Origin of the sequence: Pantoea alfalfae (assembly GCF_019880205.1) — a bacterium.
GTDB classification, from domain to species: Bacteria; Pseudomonadota; Gammaproteobacteria; order Enterobacterales; family Enterobacteriaceae; genus Pantoea; species Pantoea alfalfae.
The window spans coordinates 2,245,987-2,267,491 of record NZ_CP082292.1; the positions used below are offsets into that span (position 1 = coordinate 2,245,987).

Here is a 21,505-nt window from a genome sequence, read left to right on the forward strand (position 1 = left end):
CACAGCTCCGGTAGGCTGTTAGAATTCAGCCCGCACCGCCTCTGTAATCTGTGGCAAAACGCATTGTGTGACAAAGATTGGCGAATTCTGTTACCCCGGTTACACTGGTTCGCGCTATTCCCAAGGGCTTTTCTGCCCTTTTAATTCATTTAATAAGTCAGGTGTTAACGTGCAGAAGTATTTAACAGAAGCGCGTCAATTGCTGGCCCTTGCGATTCCGGTCATCCTTGCTCAGGTGGCCCAAACCGCAATGGGATTTGTGGATACCATTATGGCCGGCGCAGTCAGCGCCACGGATATGGCCGCCGTTGCTGTCGGCACCTCTGTCTGGCTTCCGGCCATCCTGTTTGGTCATGGTCTTCTGCTTGCATTGACGCCCACCGTTGCGCAACTCAACGGTTCAGGCCGCCGCGAACGCATCGGCGAACAGATCCGCCAGGGCTACTGGCTCGCCTTTTTTGTCTCACTGCTGATTATGGTGCTGCTGTGGCACGCCGGTTATCTTATCCGGGCGATGCATGACATCGATCCCGCGCTGGCGCTTAAAGCCGAGGGCTATCTGCATGCCCTGCTGTTCGGCGCGCCAGGCTATCTCTTCTTTCAGGTGCTGCGTAATCAGTGCGAGGGGCTGTCGAAAACCAAACCCGGCATGGTGCTGGGCTTTCTGGGCCTGATGTTTAACATCCCGCTGAACTATGTCTTTATCTACGGCCACTTCGGCATGCCCGCGTTGGGCGGTGTCGGCTGCGGCGTGGCAACGGCATCGGTCTACTGGGTGATGTTTATCTGCATGCGCTTCTGGGTGCGCCGGATGGGCAGCATGCGCGATATCCGTATGGAGAGCCGCTGGTCGCCGCCTTCGCGTCCGATTCTGAGCCGTCTCATGACGCTGGGATTGCCGGTGGCACTGGCGCTGTTCTTTGAGGTCACGCTATTTGCCGTTGTGGCCCTGCTGGTTTCACCACTGGGGATCGTGAATGTGGCCGGTCACCAGATCGCGCTGAACTTCAGTTCACTGATGTTTGTATTACCGCTGTCGCTGGGCGTCGCAACCACCATCCGCGTCGGCTATCGTCTGGGTCAGGGTTCTACTGAGCAGGCAAAAGTCGCCGCCTGGACCGCTCAGGGTGTGGGCATCAGCATGGCAGCGCTGACCGCGATTTTTACCGTGACGTTTCGTCACCAGATTGCCCTGCTCTATAACGACAACCCTGAAGTGGTCACACTGGCGGCGCAGTTGATGCTGCTGGCAGCGATTTATCAGTTCTCGGACTCGATACAGGTGATTGGCAGCGGGATCCTGCGTGGGTATAAAGACACAAGGTCCATTTTCTTTATTACCTTTATCGCTTACTGGCTGCTGGGACTGCCCGCCGGGTATCTGCTGGCGCTGACTGACTGGCTGGTGCCCCGGATGGGGCCAGCAGGCTTCTGGTGCGGCTTTATTATCGGTCTGACCTCGGCGGCAGTCATGATGATCTGGCGCATCAGACGCTTACAGCGGTCACCTGCGGAAATCATTCTGGCGCGCGCGGCGCGATAACCGTAAAAGCGGGTTAATTATGGCCCGCGATGACGAAAAAAACGACGGTTAGCACAGTTGCTGCTCAGTCATGGCGAAAAAACTATTTTCCCCTTGCCAGGCTTCTGCGCTGCCGTTAATATTCGTCCCCGCTGTCGCCCTGACAGCATGTTGCGCTCTTAGCTCAGTTGGTTAGAGCACCACCTTGACATGGTGGGGGTCGATGGTTCGAGTCCATTAGAGCGCACCAAGTGCGTCCGTAGCTCAGTTGGTTAGAGCACCACCTTGACATGGTGGGGGTCGGTGGTTCGAGTCCACTCGGACGCACCAATATTCAGTATGCGCTCTTAGCTCAGTTGGTTAGAGCACCACCTTGACATGGTGGGGGTCGATGGTTCGAGTCCATTAGAGCGCACCACTTTCAGAATTTCTTCAGCTTGCGCAACTCTCCCTTTTATTGATCTGCATCGCTCCCCCCTCTGCTTTTTGATTGGTTTTCGCATACTTAGCGTCTATACTGTCCCGCGTTGCTTACTTGAAAGGTTTCAGCGATCACGTGCTTACTGCGATAACTCAAATGATTTGCGCAACAACAGCGTGGTGGTTACCAACCGTAACCACACAACTTCCCTGCACGCCTGGCCTTCGTCACCTATTCTTACTCAGTACTGCCCATTTCAGTCTCAATCAGAATTTTCACTTCGATGCGCTGCCATCGGATTTCGCCCTTATTCATCCATCACAACTTACAGAAAATCCGTCATGAAAAAGACTAAAATCGTTTGTACAATCGGCCCGAAAACCGAATCCGAAGAGATGCTGACTCAACTGCTTGAAGCGGGCATGAATGTTATGCGTCTTAACTTCTCTCACGGCGACTACGCTGAGCATGGTCAACGCATAACTAATATGCGTGCCGTCATGCAAAAAACCGGTCGTCAGGCGGCTATCCTGCTGGACACCAAAGGCCCTGAAATCCGCACCATGAAGCTGGAAGGCGGCAACGATGCGGTGCTAAAAGCTGGCCAGACCTTTACCTTCACTACCGACCAGAGTGTGATCGGCAACAGCGAACGCGTTGCGGTGACCTACCCGGGTTTCACAGCCGACCTGAAAATTGGTAACACCGTGCTGGTCGACGATGGACTGATTGGCATGGAAGTGACCGAAGTCACTGAAAATACCGTCGTGTGCAAAGTCCTGAACAATGGCGATCTGGGTGAGAACAAAGGCGTTAACCTGCCGGGCGTCTCCATCCAGCTGCCTGCTCTGGCTGAGAAAGACAAGCGCGACCTGATTTTTGGTTGTGAGCAGGGCGTAGATTTTGTCGCCGCCTCTTTCATCCGCAAGCGTTCAGACGTCCTGGAAATTCGTGAGCACCTGAAACAGCACGGCGGCGAGCATATCCAGATCATCTCTAAAATCGAAAACCAGGAAGGCCTGAATAACTTCGACGAAATTCTCGAAGCGTCAGACGGCATCATGGTTGCGCGTGGTGACCTGGGTGTTGAGATCCCGGTCGAAGAAGTGATCTTCGCGCAGAAGATGATGATCAAAAAATGTAATAAAGCACGCAAAGTTGTTATCACCGCGACGCAGATGCTTGATTCCATGATCAAGAACCCGCGCCCTACCCGTGCAGAAGCCGGTGACGTAGCGAACGCCATCCTCGACGGTACCGATGCAGTCATGCTGTCCGGTGAGAGCGCTAAGGGTCGTTATCCGCTGGAGTCGGTCACCATCATGGCGACCATCTGTGAGCGTACCGACCGCGTCATGAAGTCACGCATCGACAGCCAGAACGATACCCGCAAGCTGCGTATCACTGAAGCAGTCTGCCGTGGTGCGGTAGAGACGGCTGAGAAGCTGGAAGCGCCACTGATTGTGGTCGCGACCGAAGGTGGTAAGTCTGCTAAAGCCGTACGTAAATATTTCCCGAACGCCACCATTCTGGCACTGACCACCAATCAGACCACCGCACGTCAGCTGATCCTGAGCAAAGGGATCGAGACCCGTCTGGTCACTGAAATCGCCTCAACCGATGATTTCTATCGTCTGGGTAAAGAAGCCGCGCTGGAAAGTGGTTATGGACAGAAAGGTGATGTTGTGGTGCTGGTGTCAGGTGCATTAGTACCAAGCGGAACTACCAACACCGCCTCTGTACACGTACTGTAAAACTCTTTTTTGCCATTATTTTAAAGCGCCTTAATGAGGCGCTTTTTTTATTTCTACTTAAACCAAATCCCGGAAAATTCCAATCGAAAATAACTATTCAAATACTCTTAATATTAAGGTTAATCCGATTAAATCTCTCTGTTTTCGCTAAATTTTTTTATCATATTCTGGGATTCGCTGCTTCTTTGAGCGAACGATCAAATTTAAGCATCTTCTCATCAAAAATTTATTCTCAACTTAAAAAGCTTTGTGTAATACTTGTAACGCTACATGGAGATTAACTCAATCTAGAGGGTATAAATAATGAATCGTACTAAACTGGTACTGGGCGCGGTAGTTCTGGCTTCAACTATGCTGGCTGGTTGCTCAAGCAACGCTAAAATCGACCAGCTGTCTTCAGACGTTCAGACTCTGAACGCTAAAGTTGACCAGCTGAGCAACGACGTGAACGCAGTGCGTTCAGACGTTCAGGCTGCTAAAGATGACGCAGCTCGCGCTAACCAGCGTCTGGACAACCAGGCTCACTCTTACCGTAAGTAAGAGTTCTGGTTTAAAAATGGCGCCTTTATGGCGCCATTTTTTTTGCTCCGAATTCAGTGCCCTCCACAGACACTTATCCAGTCAGGGTTGAACCGCGTTACCCTCAGCCTGTGTCACCGGGCTATCAGCCCCCACAGATGCACTCTCCAGCCCCGCAGGCGGCACGGTATCACTTTGCACCGGCTCGCCACTGCTGACCAGTACAGGCATGCCTGAGCGTCGCGTTAAGCTGGCTTTAATGAGCGCGCTATCACTCTTCTCACTCTTCATGAATTTCTTCAGGTCACTGCCGATCGCAATGGCCATGGTCTGTGGATCGTCTTTATCGTTACGCGACAGCGGCTGATGCACTTCCACGTAGCGTTTTCCATCCGGCTCCACCGCGTACTTAACCGGCTGATTGATGATCTGAACACGCGTGCCTTTGGGGACGGCGTTGAACAGCGCTTCTATATCCTCTGAACGCAGACGGATACAGCCTGAACTGACCCGCATGCCGATGCCAAACTTCGCATTGGTGCCGTGGATCAGATACTGGCCGGTACCCCGTGCCAGACGCATGGCGAACTGTCCCATTGGATTATCCGGTCCGGCTGGTACCACGCCAGGCAATGTAATGCCCTCTCTGGCGTAGCGCTTGCGAATGTTAGCCGTGGGGGTCCAGGTCGGATTCGGGATTTTCTGGCTGATCTGGGTCACCATGACCGGCGTTGCCGCACCCAATTGGCCAATGCCGATGGGATAGACGATAACCTTATCTTCCCCTTTGGGATAGTAGTAGAGACGCAGCTCGGCCAGATTCACCACAATCCCTTCGCGTGGCGTGTCGGGCAGGATCATCTGCAGCGGTACCGTCAGTTGGGTACCCGCTTTGGGCAGCCAGGGATCGGTGCCGGGATTCGCCTCCAGCATGCCCAGCAGCCCGACCTGGTAGCGGGCTGCAATGGCTTCCAGTGGTTGTTTATCATCAGGAACCTGAGTCAGAACGTTTTCGCCAATCAGGCGACTGTCAGGCGGTGGCAGCGGGTATTCGGTGGCGAATGCGGGTGCAGAGAGCCCAAAGCAGGTCAGCAGCAATGCACCGGCTAAACGTAAAGCAGGTTTCATGCAATTTTCTCGTCAGATAAAAAAACAGACGCCGGATGGCCTCTGTCGAGTGTAACTTAGCTGAGGTTCTGAGCGGTATGGCGAATAGACCGAATCATCGCCTCCAGCCCCTGCGATCGGGTGGGCGTCAGGTGCTGCACCAGTGCCAGTTCGCCAAACCAGTGGCGCACATCCAGCGCCAGAATTTCAGCGGGTGGCAGGTTCTGATAGAGACTAAATACAATAGCAATCAAACCTTTAACAATAGCAGCGTCACTGTCACCTTCAAATGCGATGGAACCATCGGCCTGCGGGGTCATTCTAATCCACACCTGACTCTGGCAACCCGAAATCGCGTTTTCCGGCTGGTGTAACGTTTCAGAAGATTCCGGAAGCTTTGAACCCAGTTCGATAATGTAGAGGTACTTCTCTTCCCAGTTAGCGCAACGGTTGAAGTTGCGAACCAGTTTCTCTTTTTCAGGCAAATTTGCCATCAGTGACTCCGTTAAAACTGTTCAGCCGCCCAGCAGACGATGAATGCGTGCCAAACCAGCAGCCAGACGATCCACTTCCTCTTCACTGTTATAGAAGGTGAAGGAAGCACGGCACATCGCCGGGACATTGTAGTGCTGCATCAGTGGCATCGCACAGTGATGTCCGGTGCGGATGGCAATACCGTATTGATCCAGGAAACTGCCGACATCGAAAGCATGATGTTTGCCCAGGTTAAAGGCAATAACACCGGCACGAGACTGCGGGCCATAGATCTGAATATCCGGAACGGTGCCCAGCTTATCGAGCGCGTAATTCATCAATGCCGTCTCACGCTGATGAATGGTATCCAGTCCCAGCGCCTGCACATAGGCCATCGCCGCGCCAAAGCCGATAATGCCGCCGGTGTTCGGTGTACCTGCTTCAAAACGCCACGGCGCACTGTTCCAGGTGGTGCCGGTGGGCAGCAGAACCTGACCGATCATCGAACCGCCGCCTTCCCACGGTGGCATCTCATCCAGCAGTGCTTTGCGCCCATAGAGAATACCGACGCCATTCGGACCATAGAGTTTATGGCTGGAGAAGACGTAGAAGTCGCAGCCGATATCCTGCACATCCACTTTGTCATGCATCACGGCCTGCGCGCCATCCACCAGCGTAATCACGCCAGCGGCTTTTGCCTGGGCCACGATGGCTTTAACCGGGTTAACGGTGCCGAGCACGTTAGAAACGTGCGTGACCGCCAGCAGGCGCGTGCGGCTGTCTATCAGCCCCGCCAGCTGCTCCAGCGCCAGCTCACCGTTGTCATTTAATGGCAGAACACGCACTTCTGCACCGGTACGCTGTGCCAGCATCTGCCACGGCACGATATTGGCGTGATGCTCCATCTCCGTGATGATCAGGTTGTCGCCAGACCTGAGGTTACTGCTGCCCCAGGTATTCGCCACCAGGTTGATGCCTTCGGTGGTGCCTTTAACGAAGATAATCTCTTCCTGTGAGCCGGCGTTAATGAAACGGGCAGCCTGATCGCGCACGTTCTCCATGTCGCTGGTCGCCTGCTGGCTCAGCGTATGGATACCACGATGCACGGCCGCATAGCCGTGCTGATAGAAATGACTCTCGGCGTTAATCACCGAGAGTGGACGCTGTGCGCTGGCCGCACTGTCAAGATAGGCCAGCGGATGACCGTTGACCTCACGCTTCAGGATAGGAAAATCAGCCCTGACGCGTTCGAGATCGAAGTTCATCATATGTCGCCTCCGGGAAAACGTTGCGCGATACGCTGCAGCACGGCCTGACGCATCACCTCATTTTCCAGTGTTTCGGTGAGTTCAGCTGCAAACGCATGAATAATCATGGTCTGTGCCGCATCCTGCTCAATACCGCGAGAACGCAGATAGAACATCTGCTCATCATCAATACGACCAATGGTAGCACCGTGGCTGCATTTAACGTCATCCGCGTAAATTTCGAGCTGCGGTTTGGTATCGACTTCAGAAAGCTTGCCCAGCAACAGGTTATTATTGGTCATCTGCCCGTCGGTCTTCAAAGCATGCTGCGCCACTTTGATATGACCGTTAAACACCGCACGCCCTTTGTCACGCACGATGGTTTTATGCATCTGGCGGCTGACACAGTGGCCTTTGTTGTGCTCCAGGTAAGTACGGGTATCCGCCACTTCCTGTTTCACCGGCAGAACCAGACTGTTAATTGCCAGTGTGGTATTTTCGCCATTCAACTGAGTACTGGTATTGTGACGCGACAGGCCCGCACCCAGCAGGAAGCTGGTGCTGCTGACCTGGCCATCGTTACCAATCACCAGATCGTTATGCGCAAAGTGGTAGCTGGCGCTGCTTTCAAAGGCCAGCTTGGTGTGAGTCAGTTTCGCATTGTCACCAATTGCAAAGGTAAAGCGCGTGCCGGTGAAATGGGCGCGCTCATCCAGTGAAACGTAGTGCTCAATGACTTCCGCCTCGGCACTCTCTTCCAGCTGCAGGTGATGACGATAGTGAACTGTGTTCATGCCCGTCTGCTGGCCGCTGGTGATATGCAGCAGGTAGACCGGACGGGCTGCGGCTTTACCGCGTGCCAGACGCAGTGTCGTCACCGCTTCTGCCAGACTCTCGGTCAGGTGCAGGAAGACTTCCGGCTGAACCGCTGCAGGCAGCGGACGGCGCTCGGCGGCCACGCTGTGCTGGATCTCAAACAGTTCGACGTCGCGGCTGCTGAAGGCGGGCTGGAACTGACCGTCGACATACACCAGACGGATCGCATCCAGCGGCAGGGCCAGTGCATCAACCTGTTCAGCACTCAGGGTCTGCGGCGCATCGGGCAGCACGAACTGCTGGGACAGTAGCGTATCCAGCGGCGTGTACTTCCAGTTTTCATGCTTGCGGGTTGGCAGGCCAACCCGCATCAGTTGCTGCCAGTGCTGCTGTGCCTGCAGAGAACGCACGTCGCCACGTGATTCAAACAGGTGATGCCACTGTTGCAGCGCAGAATCACTCTTCGTCGGTAAGCCAGCCATAACCTTGCTCCTCCAGCTGTTTCACCAGCGAGAAGTCGCCAGATTTCACGATTTTGCCCTGATACAGAACATGAACGAAGTCTGGCTTAATGTAGTCCAGAATACGCTGGTAGTGAGTGACGATGATAAAGGCACGCTTCTCGTCACGCAGGCTGTTCACGCCATTAGCCACGATTTTAAGGGCATCAATATCCAGACCGGAGTCAGTCTCATCCAGGATGCAAAGCTCAGGTTCAAGCGCCGCCATCTGCAGGATGTCGTTACGTTTCTTCTCACCACCGGAGAAGCCAACGTTCACTGAACGGGTCAGCAGATCTTCCGGCATCTTCAGCAGCTGAATTTTTTCTTCAATGAAGTCCTGGAAATCGAAGCGATCCAGCTCGTCCTGCTGACGATATTTGCGCACCGCATTGACCGAGGTTTGCAGGAAAAACTGGTTGCTGACGCCCGGAATCTCTACCGGATACTGGAACGCCATAAAAATGCCTTCACCGGCACGCTCTTCAGGGGCCAGCTCCAGCAGATCTTTACCTTTGAAGCTGACTGAACCGCCAGTGACTTCATAATCTTCGCGGCCTGCCAGCGTGGCTGACAGCGTGCTTTTACCTGAGCCGTTCGGCCCCATGATGGCATGCACTTCGCCCGGTTTAATTTCGAGATTCAGGCCACGCAGAATGGCTTTATCTTCAACACTGACCTGCAAATCTTTAATGCTTAACATTCTTATTCCTTCACATTGCTTCCGGCAAGGCGTGTGACGGCATCAGCCCACACTGTGCTCAAGGCTGATGGCTAACAATTTCTGGGCTTCCACAGCAAATTCCAGTGGCAGCTCCGAGAATACGTCTTTACAGAAGCCGTTCACGATCATCGAGATGGCGTCTTCTTCACTGATACCGCGCTGCAGACAGTAGAACATCTGGTCTTCGCCGATACGTGAAGTCGTGGCTTCATGCTCAAGCTGGGCAGTATTGTTGCGGGTTTCGACATACGGGAACGTATGTGCGCCGCAATCAGGGCCGATCAGCATTGAGTCACACTGCGTAAAGTTACGGGCATTGGTGGCAGTTGGCATGATTTTTACCAGGCCGCGATAGGTGTTCTGACTTTTACCGGCCGAAATCCCTTTGGAGATAATGGTCGATTTGGTGTTTTTACCAATGTGGATCATCTTGGTGCCGGTATCGGCCTGCTGACGACCGCTGGTCAGTGCCACCGAGTAGAACTCACCCACCGAATAATCCCCGCGCAGAATGCAGCTCGGGTATTTCCAGGTGATCGCTGAACCGGTTTCAGACTGGGTCCAGGACATCTTGCTGTGGTCACCTTCACACAGCGCACGCTTGGTCACGAAGTTGAGGATACCGCCCTCGCCTTCGCCGCCAGGGAACCAGTTCTGAACGGTCGAATATTTCACTTCAGCATTTTTATGGATGATCACTTCCACCACGGCGGCATGCAGCTGATAGCTGTCACGCACGGGGGCTGAACAGCCTTCGATGTAGCTGACGTAGCTGTCTTCATCGGCAATCAGGATGGTGCGCTCGAACTGACCGGTTTTCGCTGCGTTAATGCGGAAATAGGTCGACAGCTCCATCGGGCAACGCACCCCTTTCGGGATATAGACGAAGGTGCCGTCAGAGGCCACCGCCGAGTTCAGTGCGGCAAAGAAGTTATCGTTAGCCGGAACTACCGTGCCGAGATATTGCTTCACCAGCTCCGGGTGTTCCTGAATCGCTTCGCCGAATGAACAGAAGATAATCCCCTGCTCCGCCAGCTTGCCGCGATAGGTGGTTGCCACAGAGACGGAGTCAAAAATGGCGTCAACCGCCACTTCCCGCCCTTCACGCACCGGCACACCCAACTGATTAAAAGCGTTCTCCACTTCCTGCGTCAGGTAGTCGCTGGCTGGCGCGCTGCCTGAAGCCTGCGTCACACCCGGCTCTGAGGCGCAGGTGTCATCGCAGTTACCGCACGAGGGCGCGGAGTAGTAGCTGTAATCCTGATAGTCGAGTTTTTCGTAGTGCGCTTTCAGCCAGTGCGGCTCTTCCATTTCAAGCCAGGCACGAAACGCTTTAAGACGAAACTCCAGCATCCACTCTGGCTCGTTACGCTTAGCCGAGATCGCCCGCACCACATCTTCATTGATGCCGTTGGCAAATTCTTCGGTCTGCAGTTGGGTAAAGAAGCCCTCTTTGTAGTTGAGCTTGCCTTCCCAGATTTGTACATCGTCAGATGTTTCGCTGTGTCGTGACATATTTCACTTACTCGACGCCAAAGCTCTCACCGCACCCGCAGGCGTGCTGAGCTTTAGGGTTATTGAATTTAAAAATCTGATTCAGGCCTTCGCGAACGTAATCCAGTTCAGTGCCATCAACGAATGGCATCGCCTGTAGCGGCACAAACAGCGTTGCGCCGTGGAATGAGAACTGCAGATCGTCTTCGACGGGTTCTTTCACCAGATCCATGACGTAGCCAAAACCGGCGCAGCCGGATTGTTTTACGCCCAGACGCAGCCCCTTGACTTCAGGGTCCTGAGCCGCCAGATTGAGAATTTGTTGCGCTGCGGTTTCAGTCAGCGTCAGACCTTTCCAGACAAAATCGTCGGGTGAGAAAGAGTCTGTATTAACAGATGCCATGTTGATACCTCTTGAGTCCGGACCTTTTCAGGCTATCCCCCTATGGTAGTGATCTGACCAATCACTTCAACCTCTTGTTTTGCAGGGATAATCATCTTGTGCTGTTTTATTTGCTCAATTATTAAGCATAGCTGCTTCCGTTCATCCTGTGTGAACAGAGTCAGTCTCAATAAGCCATTGATAACCTATTAATAAATCACTCTATTTGAAATAACCATTTTTGATAAAAATGCTTATTGATAGGTTACGCCTTTCTCTGATGTAAACAGATTGTTATTTCCGATTATACCGACAGGCAGGATAAATCGATAAATTTTTCTCTCCTGCAATTGCAATCGCGCCTCGAATGAATATGATAATTATTATCATTAACATTGAGGGTGACGCCATAATGCTTTCTGTCTCCGCCTGGCTGCAGCATAAAATCGACGAGTACCAGTTTTCGGTGCGTGATATCACCGTCGACTTTTATATGGCGCAGGCAAAACTCGACCGGGCCGACTGCACGATTCATCAGCTACGTCAGTTTAACGATGCCTGCCAGGATATGGCAGAAGTCTGCCAGTTGAACGGTGACGATCAGAGTTACCTGCATGCGATGGGTAAACTGCATCACCGGTTGGTGCAGGAGATGGGAAACAACGATCGCGATCGCCTGTTTCGCCTTCAGGCCTATCAACTGGCGCGATTGTCCCTGACCCGCCTCTGCCATCAACTGGCTATGGTCGGAGAGTGGAACAAAGCCGCCGTGCTGCAAAGTGACTTCGTGCGTCACGCAGGCTGGATATTCTAATCCAGTCACGACGTGACGTCGCGCACAATTTTTTTACATTAGCGTTAACAATGCCTGTAGCGGATGGCGCATGCCGTTGCCTTCCACACGCTTGACCTGGCTGCGGCATGAATAGCCGGTGGCCAGACAGCGCTGGCGCGGCAGTCGCTGAAGCTGGGGATGCCAGGAGAGCGCATAGATCCCCAGCGAGTTTTCAAGGTTCTGACTTTCGTGCCCATAAGTGCCCGCCATGCCGCAGCAACCTACATTAATGTTCTCCAGCTTTGCGCCAAAACGGGAGAAAATCGCCTGCCACTGGTTGGGCGCTGAAGGCAGCGCTGTTACCTCAGTGCAGTGTGCAAACAGATACCAGGACTCCCCGCCCGTGGCCTGTACCTCACGTTCTGCCAGGGCACGCTCTAACCATTCATGCACCAGCAATACGTTGAAGTCGCCGCGCGATTCACCCAGCGTGTGACGATACTCATCGCGATAGCAGAGCACGGTAGCCGGATCGACGCCGACCATCGGCAGTTCCAGTTTTGCGACCCGATTGAGAAAATCGGCGGTACGGGCTGCCGTGCGTGCGAAACGTTGCAGGAAGCCTTTCACGTGCTGCGCTTTGCCGTTTGGCGAGAAAGGCAGCAGCACCGGGCGGTAACCCAGCTTCTCAATCAGCCTGACAAAATCGTTCACCAGCTGTGCCTCATAGAAGCTGGTAAAGGGATCCTGTACCACCAGCACACAGCTGGCGCGTTCCGTGGCTGTCAGTCCCTCCAGCTGTTCCAGCGTCATGTTCATGGCGGGATGGCCGCTGAGCTGCTGTTTCAGGTTAGGAGACGAAAGCAGCGGCAGATCGACCATGCCGATATGCGTTTTACTTAACTCTTTCACCCACGGCTGGCGCAGGAAAAAGTTGAACACTTTTGGTGCCTTCGCCATCAGAGGCGCATAACCTTCGACTGCCGCCACCAGGTGATCGCTGACCGGGCGCAGATAACGGGTGTGATAGAGCTGCAGAAAGCGCGAACGGAAAGCAGGTACGTCAATTTTAATCGGACACTGGGTGGAACAGGCTTTACAGGCCAGACAGCCGGACATGGCCTCTTTCACCTCGTGTGAAAAGTCATACTCCCCTTTGCTGGCGTGCCAGCTGTTGCGGGTACGGGCGATCAACCCGCGTAGCGACAGGCTGTTTTCCGGCAGCTGTTTTTCGAGTACCAGCGGATCAACGCCCTGCCCGGCCAGCAGCCGCAGCCACTCCCGCGTCAGCGTTGCCCGCCCTTTTGGCGAGTGAATACGGTTGCGGGTGATCTTCATGGAGGGACACATCGGGCTGCGGGCATCAAAATTGAAACATAACCCGTTGCCGTTACACTCCATCGCTCCACGCCATTCATCCCGGACCGTTAACGGAATCTGCCGATCGTATGTTCCGCGCTTAACCGCATCAACCTGCATCATCTCGTCGTTGCTGTTAAAGGGCGTACAGATTTTGCCCGGATTCAGGCGGTTAAGCGGGTCGAACGCCGCTTTGATGCGACGTAACTCATTAAACAGCGTCTCACCGAAAAATGCCGGACTGTACTGGGCGCGGAACCCTTTGCCATGTTCGCCCCACAGCAGGCCGCCATAGCGCGCGGTCAGCGCCACCACTTCGTCAGAGATCTGTTTCATCATCATCTCCTGCTGCGGATCGCACATATCCAGCGCCGGACGCACGTGCAGGACGCCTGCATCGACGTGACCAAACATGCCGTAGCTCAGGCCGTGACTGTCGAGCAGCGCGCGAAACTCGACAATGTAGTCCGCCAGTTTTTCCGGCGGAACGGCGGTATCTTCGACAAACGGAATCGGCTTAGCCCGGCCTTTAGCATTTCCCAGCAGACCTACCGCTTTTTTACGCATGTTATAGATGCGCTCAATGCCCGCCAGATCGTTACAGAACTGATAGCCAATCACGCCGCCCTGCTGCTGCTGCATCAGCGCATCAAGCCGGGCACACAGTTTTTCGATCTGCTGATCGATGAGCGCGGCATTGTCACCCGCGAACTCAACGATGTTCAGACCCAGCATCTCTTTATCGGGTACGTCAGCAATCAATTCACGTACCGAGTGCCATACGATATCTTCCCGCGCCAGGTTCAGCACTTTGGAATCAACGGTCTCAACTGACAGCGCCTGCGCTTCCACCATAAAGGGCGCGTTACGCAGGGCAGAATCGAAGGAGTCATATTTAATGTTCACCAGCCGCCGCACTTTCGGCAGCGGGGTGATATCGAGACGCGCCTCAGTGACAAAGGCCAGTGTGCCCTCAGCGCCACATAGCAGACGTGTCAGGTCAAAGGTTTGCATATCGTCGCTGAAGACATGACGCAGGTCATATCCGGTCAGGAAGCGATTCAGCCTGGGAAACTTTTCCACAATGAGATCGCGGTGCTCGCGGCAGCGTGTCAGCACCTGCTGATAAATACGGCCTTCGAGGGTTGCCGTCTGTGCCAGCGTTTCAGCCAGCGCGGTGGCCATCGGCCGCGTATCAAGAATATCGCCGCCCAGCAGCACGGCGCGCAGGCCCAGTACATGGTCTGAGGTTTTGCCATAGACCAGCGATCCCTGGCCCGACGCGTCGGTATTGATCATGCCGCCCAGCGTGGCGCGGTTACTGGTGGACAATTCAGGCGAAAAGAAAAAGCCGAAAGGCTTCAGCCAGGCATTCAGCTGATCTTTGATGACGCCGGCTTCGACGCGTACCCAGCCCTCATCGGTATTGATTTCCAGGATGCGGTTCATGTAGCGCGACATGTCTACCACAATGCCCTGATTCAGCGACTGACCGTTGGTGCCGGTGCCGCCGCCGCGCGGGGTGAACACCAGGCTGGCAAAACGTGCTTCTCCAGCCACACGGGCCAGCAGCGCAACGTCCGCCGTCGAACGCGGAAAGAGCGCCGCATCGGGCAGCAATTGATAGATGCTGTTATCGGTGGAGAGTGAAAGACGATCGGCATAGCTGGTTGCAATGTCGCCGGTAAAACCCTGCTCTTTCAGCGACTCAAGGAACGTCAGCACCAGTTGAACGAGGCCCGGTGCCTGCGAAATCTGTGGGATCATGATTGTCTGACCGAAGGTGTTGTAAACGTTTGCGTTTATACGTGAGCGATTTCTCGTTTTATCATATTTTTTCTGCGACTGCCCTTTTTTCAGAAAAGACAAAAACCTTTCTCCGCGACGCTGTTTAAACCCTGGCAAATAGATCATGATAAAAACGGGCATCCGAATGCCCTGAAATGAAGGATTAAGACGAGGTTATGAGTCAATGATGAAAAGCCAGTACCGGGATATGGATTTACCGCAAATACTCTTCACCCTGATGTTCATTCTGCTGCTGATCGTCGCCTGCTTATGGGTGGTGCAGCCGTTTATTCTGGGCTTTGCCTGGGCCAGCATGGTGGTGATTGCGACCTGGCCATTGATGCTGAAATTCCAGCGACTGTTATGGGGGCGCCGTTCGCTGGCGGTGATCGTGATGACAATGCTGCTGCTGCTGCTGTTTATCATCCCTATCGCACTGCTGGTCAGCAGCCTGATCGATAACAGTGCCCCGGTTATCGCCTGGGTTACCCAGGGTCATACGATGCCGCAGTTGCTGTGGCTCAGGGATGTGCCGATGGTCGGCAAAAAGCTTTATGTCAGTTATGACACGCTGGTAGCGAGCGGTGGTGCCGGCATCATGGCCAAAATTCAGCCCTACATTGGCCGTACTACCGGCTTTTTTGTCGCGCAGGCCGGTCATTTTGGCCGCTTTATGATCCATCTGGGCGTGATGTTGCTATTCAGTGTGCTGCTTTACTGGCGTGGCGAACAGGCTGCCCAGGGCATACGTCACTTTGCTTTCCGCATGGCGGGACGGCGCGGTGATGCCGCCGTGCTGCTGGCAGCACAGTCCATTCGTGCCGTGGCGCTTGGCGTGGTAGTGACGGCACTGGTGCAGGGCGTGCTGGGCGGTATTGGTCTGGCGATCTCCGGCATTCCCTATGCCACGCTGTTAACGGTGCTGATGATCCTCTGCTGTCTGGTTCAGCTTGGCCCGCTGCTGGTGCTGGTCCCGGCCATTATCTATCTCTACTGGAGCGGCGATACAACCTGGGGGACCGTGCTGCTGGTCTGGAGTTGTGTGGTCGGTACAATGGATAACGTTCTGCGCCCCATGTTAATCCGGATGGGTGCCGATCTGCCGATGATCCTGATCCTCTCTGGCGTAATAGGTGGCCTGTTTGCCTTCGGCATGATTGGTTTGTTTATCGGGCCGGTAGTTCTGGCTGTTTCTTACCGTCTCGTTTCCGTCTGGGTTCATGAAGCGCCAGCGCCAGATAATGACCCGCTGGCCGTGGCGGATGCGCTGGCCGATCATGAGGGAACCCCGCCTGCCGTCTGATGCGATGCAGTAACGCGTTTCGCCAATCCCCCTTTTGAGCATTGATTAGTGCGGTTAATGATGATTAACCGCACCTACTCTCACCAATCAGATAAATTCTGTTTTCCATTAGCGATTTTTAAGAAAAAAGCCATCTTTGGCCTTTATTTGACCTTTGCGGCCTAAAAAAGATTACTTTCTGCACTGTTTCTTAAGTCAAACGGCGAAGTAAAGGTGACAAAAGATTATCGGCTTTAAACTAATAAGAGGATTCTTAAAGACGCCAGCCAGCGGTATGAATAACATGTTTCCTATGTTCGAAGTCAAGCTATTGATTTTCAGACAACCTGATTCCCCTGAGTAGCGTAAAGAATTGCTGTGTGTAGTCTTTGCCCATCCCCTGTGATGGGCTTTTTTTTTGCCTGAACCTGACCAGCTATAACAGAAAAAGGCCCGCAGTGCGGGCCTTTCATCATTTCTGCAAGCGGTGTCAGGCGGTTTTGTTTAACTGTGCCAGACTCACCCACGTTTCCACTACGGTATCCGGATTCAGCGACAGACTATCGATGCCCTCTTCCATCAGCCATGCGGCGAAATCCTGATGGTCTGACGGTCCCTGCCCACAGATTCCAACATATTTGCCCTGCTTTTTGGCTGCTTTGATGGCCATGGAAAGCAGCGCTTTCACGGCTTCGTTACGCTCGTCAAACAGCGCGGAGACGACACCGGAATCGCGGTCCAGCCCCAGCGTCAACTGCGTCATGTCATTAGAGCCGATAGAGAAGCCATCAAAGTGCTGCAGGAACTGCTCTGCCAGCAGCGCATTAGACGGGATCTCGCACATCATGATGATCTTCAGCCCGTTCTCACCGCGCTTCAGCCCCTGACGGGCCAGCTCTTCCACCACGGCCTGCGCCTGATCCACAGTACGCACAAACGGAACCATGATTTCGACGTTGGTCAGGCCCATCTCGTTGCGAACGCGTTTTACCGCTTCACACTCCAGCGCAAAGCAGTCGCGGAAGTTATCCGCCACATAGCGACCTGCACCACGGAATCCCAGCATCGGGTTTTCCTCCTGCGGCTCATAGCGTTCACCGCCAACGAGGTTGGCATATTCATTGGTTTTAAAGTCGGAAAGTCGGACAATTACGCGTTTCGGTGCAAATGCTGCACCAAGCGTGGCAATTCCCTCGGTCAGACGAGCGATGTAAAACTCCACCGGATTATCAAATCCTTTCATCATTTTACGGATCTGCTGCTGCAGTTCCGGCGTCTGCTGATCAAATTCAAGGAGCGCTTTAGGGTGGACGCCAATCATTCGGTTAATAATAAATTCCAGCCGCGCCAGGCCAACACCCTTGTTCGGCAGACAGGCAAAATCAAAAGCACGATCGGGGTTGCCCACGTTCATCATGATTTTCAGCGGCAGTTCAGGCAGTGAATCGACCTGCGAACTGGTGACGTCGAAGTCGAGCAGCTGATCATAAACGTAGCCTGTGTCGCCCTCAGCGCAGGAAACGGTAACCTGATGGCCCTCTCTTAGCCGATCGGTGGCATCGCCACAGCCCACTACCGCCGGAATACCCAGCTCACGCGCGATGATTGCCGCATGACAGGTTCGTCCGCCACGGTTAGTGACAATGGCTGACGCCTTTTTCATGATGGGTTCCCAGTCCGGGTCGGTCATGTCCGTCACCAGCACATCGCCTTTTTCAATGCGGTTCATTTCGCTGATATCGTGGATGACCTTCACCACGCCTGCGCCGATACGATGACCGATGGCTCGCCCTTCAACGACGACGCTGCCCTGACCCTGCAGCGTATAACGCTCCATTACCTGACCATTTGAGCGCACGGTTTCAGGACGCGCCTGAACAATAAACAGCTTGCCGGTATGTCCATCTTTGGCCCACTCAATATCCATCGGCCGCTGATAGTGTTGTTCAATCAGCACCGCCTGCTTCGCCAGCGCCTGCACTTCCTCATCATTCAGGCAGAATCGGTCGCGTTCGGCCTCAGGCACATCTTCGATGCGTACCTGTTCGCCATGCGCCTGAGAATCGGCATACACCATGCGCACCTTTTTTGAGCCCATGTTGCGGCGTACGATAGACGGACGATCGGCCGCCAGCGTTGGCTTGTGAACATAGAACTCATCCGGGTTAACAGCGCCCTGCACCACCATCTCACCCAGTCCCAAGGCGGCAGTAATGAAGACCACCTGATCAAAGCCGGACTCGGTATCAATGGTGAACATCACACCTGACGAGGCCAGGTCCGAACGCACCATGCGCTGTATGCCCGCAGAGAGCGCCACGCCACGATGGTCGTAGCCCTGATGCACACGGTAAGAGATAGCACGATCGTTAAACAGTGAAGCAAAGACATGCTTGACCGCCACCATCACGGCGTCAATGCCCTGCACATTCAGGAAGGTTTCCTGCTGGCCGGCAAAGGAGGCGTCGGGCATATCTTCGGCGGTGGCAGAGGAGCGGACGGCAAACGACGCGTCAGCATCATCGGCAGACAGTTGCTGATAAGCGTCCAGAATGGCGGACTCCAGCTCCGGCAGAAACGGCGTTTCCACCACCCACTGACGAATCTGTTTACCCGCTTTTGCCAGCGCATCAACATCATCAATATTTGTCTCATCCAGCAGCGCATAAATTCGCTGGTTCAGCCCGCTTTGATCGAGGAACAGGTTAAAGGCGTACGACGTGGTCGCAAAACCATTGGGCACGGAAACGCCCAGCGACGACAGATTCGTTATCATTTCACCTAAGGAGGCGTTTTTGCCGCCTACCCGATCAACATCATGCATACCAAGCTGGTTATACCAGAGCACCAGTGGCTGTTCTTGAGTGGACATCGCGCTTATCCTTAATCAATTATCAATGAATGGACACAGAGAGTGAGCTGTTTCCAGCCTGGCATATCACCCCATCAATAACGATCTGTTGAATCGTTAAAGCAGAATTTCAGCCGCAGTTTCGGAATTGTGAGCGGATTATTTTGCTGTTGCGCAAAGTCGCTATATTCCTCTAACTGATTGATGTGGCAGGAAATGGAAGATTTTCAGCCACTTATGCATTCTGTTTTGTTGCGCAACAGACGCAGGGCTATTTGTAGCCCGATCACGGTTGAAAAGAATTCCGGCGAATCGAAACGCCTTTTCATTTTTATTAGTGTGATGAAACTGCAGACAGATAATCCGGGCAGACATTCCATAAATTAAAATCAGAGATGATTTATTAAGTCGCATCGCGCATGCTGATGGCTCACTCCTGGCTGAGGCAGAATTCATTATGACAACTGACAGAAGCGTTTTCTATATCTCCGATGGTACAGCGATTACAGCTGAAGTCCTGGGCCATGCGGTGCTGTCGCAGTTTCCAGTCAATATCACCAGCCTGACGTTGCCATTTGTGGAAAACGTCCAGCGGGCGCTGGCGGTTAAAGCCCAGATTAACGCACTCTATCAGCAGAGCGGCGTACGGCCGCTGGTGTTCTTCTCCATTGTCACACCCGAGGTGCGCGACATTATCGTGCAGAGTGAGGGTTTTTGTCAGGATATCGTGCAGGCGCTGGTGGCTCCTCTTCAGCAGGAACTGGGCTTATCGCCAGCGCCAGTGGCACATCGTACCCACGGACTGGACGCCAGTAATCTGGGGAAATATGACGCGCGTATTGCGGCGATCGATTACGCCCTGGCACATGATGACGGCATCTCGCTGCGCGGGCTGGAGGATGCGCAGGTGATTCTGTTAGGCGTCTCGCGCTGTGGCAAAACACCCACCAGCCTCTATCTGGCGATGCAGTTTGGTATTCGTGCCGCCAACTACCCGTTTATTGCCGACGATATGGATAATCTTAAACTGCCGCCCGCGCTGCGCGCCCACCAGAATAAACTCTTCGGGCTGACCATCGATCCGGAACGCCTGGCAGCAATACGGCAGGAGCGGGCGGAAAATACCCGTTACGCCTCAATGCGTCAGTGCCGGCTGGAAGTAGGCGAAGTGGAAGCGCTGTTCCGCACCCATCAAATCCGCTATCTCAACAGCACCAACTACTCGGTCGAAGAGATCGCTACCAAAATTCTCGACATTATGGGCCTGACACGCCGCATGTATTGAAGGGAAATCAGATCGAAGATGTAAAGCGCCGCTGCCGTGGGTTTTGATTTCATTATCAAATCACGGGTTGAATTCGCAGACTAATGGTTTATTGTGACCACCATCACTTCCCGGTATTCCACCGCTGCGAAGAACCCTTTTCGAGATACTCATGAACAAAACCGACGAACTGCGTACCGCACGCATTGGTAGTCTGATTACCCCCGCCAGCCTGGCGGCTGAACATCCTGTCTCCGCGGCGATTGCCGACAACGTCACCGCTGCCCGTAAACGTATCGCCCGTATATTGACGGGTGAAGATCCCCGCCTGCTAGTGGTGATTGGCCCCTGCTCGCTGCACGACCCGAAAGCGGCCCTGGAGTATGCTGCGCGTCTGAACGCGTTGCGCAGCCGCTATGAAGATCGGCTGGAGATTGTAATGCGTGCCTACTTCGAGAAGCCACGCACCGTTGTCGGCTGGAAAGGTTTAATCTCCGATCCGGACCTGGATGGCAGCTACGATGTGAACCGGGGCATCGGCATTGCCCGCAAGCTTCTGATTGATATCAACGCGCTGGGCCTGCCCACTGCCACGGAGTTTCTGGATATGGTGATCGGCCAGTTTATTGCCGATCTGATCAGCTGGGGCGCGATTGGCGCACGTACCACCGAAAGCCAGATCCATCGTGAAATGGCCTCGGCCCTCTCCTGCCCGGTCGGCTTTAAAAACGGCACTGATGGAAACGTGCAGATCGCGGTAGATGCAATTCGCGCCGCACGCGCGAGCCACATGTTCCTGTCGCCGGATAAACTGGGCCAGATGACTATCTATCAGACCAGTGGCAACCCGCATGGTCATGTGATCCTGCGAGGCGGCAAACAGCCAAACTATCATGCCAGTGATGTCGCCGCCGCCGCGGAGAGTCTGGGGGCATTTAATCTGCCGCAGCAGCTGGTGATCGATTTCAGTCACGGCAACTGCCTGAAGCAGCATCGTCGTCAGATGGATGTGGCGGCAGAGGTGGCAGAGCAGATTAAATCAGGATCGCGAGCCGTTGCCGGTGTGATGATTGAAAGCTTCCTGGAAGAAGGCAATCAGAAAGTGGTGAGCGGCGAACCGCTGGTTTACGGCAAGTCGATTACCGATCCCTGCCTCGGCTGGCAGGAGAGCGAACAGGTGCTCGCCCTGCTGGCCGAGGCGGTTTCGCACCGCCTCTGAGTTCCGA

General features: G+C 54.1%; 16 protein-coding genes, 3 tRNA genes and 1 other RNA gene. 11 read left to right on the forward strand and 9 right to left on the reverse strand.

Going from position 1 to position 21,505, the window contains the following annotated elements; all coding sequences use genetic code 11:
• Positions 1-169: 169 nt before the first annotated feature.
• The 6 genes from K6R05_RS10470 (at position 170) to K6R05_RS10495 (ending at position 4,237) form a co-directional block, all read left to right on the forward strand.
• On the forward strand, positions 170-1,543 hold the full coding sequence (locus K6R05_RS10470) for an MATE family efflux transporter (RefSeq protein ID WP_222924105.1): 1,374 nt from the start codon (positions 170-172) through the stop codon (positions 1,541-1,543).
• A 152-nt stretch (positions 1,544-1,695) separates the two neighbouring features.
• A tRNA-Val gene (locus K6R05_RS10475) sits at positions 1,696-1,772 on the forward strand.
• A 3-nt stretch (positions 1,773-1,775) separates the two neighbouring features.
• A tRNA-Val gene (locus K6R05_RS10480) sits at positions 1,776-1,852 on the forward strand.
• An 11-nt stretch (positions 1,853-1,863) separates the two neighbouring features.
• A tRNA-Val gene (locus K6R05_RS10485) sits at positions 1,864-1,940 on the forward strand.
• A gap of 344 nt (positions 1,941-2,284) precedes the next feature.
• A complete protein-coding gene (gene pykF / locus K6R05_RS10490; protein ID WP_161736472.1) occupies positions 2,285-3,697 on the forward strand; it encodes a pyruvate kinase PykF in 1,413 nt (470 codons plus the stop codon).
• A gap of 303 nt (positions 3,698-4,000) precedes the next feature.
• Positions 4,001-4,237 carry a major outer membrane lipoprotein gene (locus tag K6R05_RS10495; protein WP_003853216.1) on the forward strand — a complete coding sequence of 79 codons (237 nt, stop codon included), beginning with the start codon at positions 4,001-4,003 and terminating at the stop codon, positions 4,235-4,237.
• An 81-nt stretch (positions 4,238-4,318) separates the two neighbouring features.
• On the opposite strand, the gene K6R05_RS10500 is transcribed toward K6R05_RS10495, so the two are convergent.
• From K6R05_RS10500 to sufA, 7 genes are read right to left on the reverse strand one after another with little or no spacing between them, the layout of a single operon-like run.
• Positions 4,319-5,344, reverse strand: coding sequence for a L,D-transpeptidase family protein (locus tag K6R05_RS10500; RefSeq protein ID WP_222924106.1), 1,026 nt, complete (start codon positions 5,342-5,344; stop codon positions 4,319-4,321).
• Between the two features lie 56 nt (positions 5,345-5,400).
• A complete protein-coding gene (sufE, locus tag K6R05_RS10505) occupies positions 5,401-5,817 on the reverse strand; it encodes a cysteine desulfuration protein SufE (protein WP_161736470.1) in 417 nt (138 codons plus the stop codon).
• A 21-nt stretch (positions 5,818-5,838) separates the two neighbouring features.
• The gene (gene sufS, locus K6R05_RS10510) at positions 5,839-7,062 is read right to left on the reverse strand and encodes a cysteine desulfurase SufS (RefSeq protein WP_161736480.1); all 1,224 of its coding nucleotides are present in this window, start codon (positions 7,060-7,062) and stop codon (positions 5,839-5,841) included.
• Positions 7,062-8,342: a Fe-S cluster assembly protein SufD gene (sufD, locus tag K6R05_RS10515; protein ID WP_161736469.1), complete on the reverse strand. Its 1,281-nt coding sequence runs from the start codon at positions 8,340-8,342 to the stop codon at positions 7,062-7,064. Before sufD ends, sufS begins: the two co-directional genes overlap by 1 nt.
• Positions 8,317-9,063 (reverse strand): Fe-S cluster assembly ATPase SufC, encoded by a 747-nt coding sequence (sufC, locus tag K6R05_RS10520; protein WP_161736468.1) that lies wholly within the window; start codon positions 9,061-9,063, stop codon positions 8,317-8,319. The genes sufD and sufC overlap by 26 nt, the downstream gene beginning before the upstream one ends.
• A 42-nt stretch (positions 9,064-9,105) precedes the next feature.
• Entirely contained in the window at positions 9,106-10,599 is a 1,494-nt protein-coding gene (gene sufB / locus K6R05_RS10525; RefSeq protein WP_013357696.1) for a Fe-S cluster assembly protein SufB, read from the reverse strand.
• Positions 10,600-10,606: 7 nt separating this feature from the next.
• Positions 10,607-10,981 carry a Fe-S cluster assembly scaffold SufA gene (gene sufA / locus K6R05_RS10530; protein WP_003853229.1) on the reverse strand — a complete coding sequence of 125 codons (375 nt, stop codon included), beginning with the start codon at positions 10,979-10,981 and terminating at the stop codon, positions 10,607-10,609.
• 388 nt (positions 10,982-11,369) lie between these two features.
• On the opposite strand from sufA, the gene K6R05_RS10535 reads away from it, so the two are divergent.
• Positions 11,370-11,774 carry a hypothetical protein gene (locus K6R05_RS10535; RefSeq protein WP_161736479.1) on the forward strand — a complete coding sequence of 135 codons (405 nt, stop codon included), beginning with the start codon at positions 11,370-11,372 and terminating at the stop codon, positions 11,772-11,774.
• A 33-nt stretch (positions 11,775-11,807) separates the two neighbouring features.
• Here the strand turns inward: K6R05_RS10535 and ydiJ are convergent, their stop codons facing one another.
• Positions 11,808-14,861 (reverse strand): D-2-hydroxyglutarate dehydrogenase YdiJ, encoded by a 3,054-nt coding sequence (ydiJ, locus tag K6R05_RS10540; protein ID WP_222924107.1) that lies wholly within the window; start codon positions 14,859-14,861, stop codon positions 11,808-11,810.
• Positions 14,862-15,066: 205 nt separating this feature from the next.
• Between ydiJ and ydiK the strand changes: the two genes are divergently transcribed.
• Positions 15,067-16,185: an AI-2E family transporter YdiK gene (gene ydiK, locus K6R05_RS10545; RefSeq protein ID WP_371876300.1), complete on the forward strand. Its 1,119-nt coding sequence runs from the start codon at positions 15,067-15,069 to the stop codon at positions 16,183-16,185.
• 292 nt (positions 16,186-16,477) lie between these two features.
• Positions 16,478-16,585: antisense sRNA RprA (gene rprA / locus K6R05_RS10550), an RNA gene on the forward strand.
• A gap of 69 nt (positions 16,586-16,654) precedes the next feature.
• Here rprA and ppsA read toward each other — a convergent pair.
• Positions 16,655-19,036, reverse strand: coding sequence for a phosphoenolpyruvate synthase (gene ppsA, locus K6R05_RS10555; RefSeq protein WP_222924108.1), 2,382 nt, complete (start codon positions 19,034-19,036; stop codon positions 16,655-16,657).
• Between the two features lie 436 nt (positions 19,037-19,472).
• Between ppsA and ppsR the strand changes: the two genes are divergently transcribed.
• Entirely contained in the window at positions 19,473-20,300 is an 828-nt protein-coding gene (gene ppsR / locus K6R05_RS10560; RefSeq protein ID WP_013357691.1) for a posphoenolpyruvate synthetase regulatory kinase/phosphorylase PpsR, read from the forward strand.
• A 151-nt stretch (positions 20,301-20,451) separates the two neighbouring features.
• Complete coding sequence (locus K6R05_RS10565) at positions 20,452-21,498, forward strand: 3-deoxy-7-phosphoheptulonate synthase (protein WP_161735818.1); 1,047 nt, start codon at positions 20,452-20,454, stop codon at positions 21,496-21,498.
• Positions 21,499-21,505: the final 7 nt, after the last annotated feature.

What these genes read in the sequence shown, in the direction of transcription:
- K6R05_RS10500 (WP_222924106.1), bottom strand. Translation starts at nt 5,344, where the DNA reads ATGAAACCTGCTTTACGTTTAGCCGGTGCATTGCTGCTGACCTGCTTT.
- sufB (WP_013357696.1), bottom strand. Translation starts at nt 10,599, where the DNA reads ATGTCACGACACAGCGAAACATCTGACGATGTACAAATCTGGGAAGGC.
- ydiJ (WP_222924107.1), bottom strand. Translation starts at nt 14,861, where the DNA reads ATGATCCCACAGATTTCGCAGGCACCGGGCCTCGTTCAACTGGTGCTG.
- ppsA (WP_222924108.1), bottom strand. Translation starts at nt 19,036, where the DNA reads ATGTCCACTCAAGAACAGCCACTGGTGCTCTGGTATAACCAGCTTGGT.
- K6R05_RS10565 (WP_161735818.1), top strand. Translation starts at nt 20,452, where the DNA reads ATGAACAAAACCGACGAACTGCGTACCGCACGCATTGGTAGTCTGATT.
- sufS (WP_161736480.1), bottom strand. Translation starts at nt 7,062, where the DNA reads ATGAACTTCGATCTCGAACGCGTCAGGGCTGATTTTCCTATCCTGAAG.
- sufC (WP_161736468.1), bottom strand. Translation starts at nt 9,063, where the DNA reads ATGTTAAGCATTAAAGATTTGCAGGTCAGTGTTGAAGATAAAGCCATT.
- sufD (WP_161736469.1), bottom strand. Translation starts at nt 8,342, where the DNA reads ATGGCTGGCTTACCGACGAAGAGTGATTCTGCGCTGCAACAGTGGCAT.
- ydiK (WP_371876300.1), top strand. Translation starts at nt 15,067, where the DNA reads ATGATGAAAAGCCAGTACCGGGATATGGATTTACCGCAAATACTCTTC.
- sufA (WP_003853229.1), bottom strand. Translation starts at nt 10,981, where the DNA reads ATGGCATCTGTTAATACAGACTCTTTCTCACCCGACGATTTTGTCTGG.
- pykF (WP_161736472.1), top strand. Translation starts at nt 2,285, where the DNA reads ATGAAAAAGACTAAAATCGTTTGTACAATCGGCCCGAAAACCGAATCC.
- ppsR (WP_013357691.1), top strand. Translation starts at nt 19,473, where the DNA reads ATGACAACTGACAGAAGCGTTTTCTATATCTCCGATGGTACAGCGATT.
- sufE (WP_161736470.1), bottom strand. Translation starts at nt 5,817, where the DNA reads ATGGCAAATTTGCCTGAAAAAGAGAAACTGGTTCGCAACTTCAACCGT.
- K6R05_RS10495 (WP_003853216.1), top strand. Translation starts at nt 4,001, where the DNA reads ATGAATCGTACTAAACTGGTACTGGGCGCGGTAGTTCTGGCTTCAACT.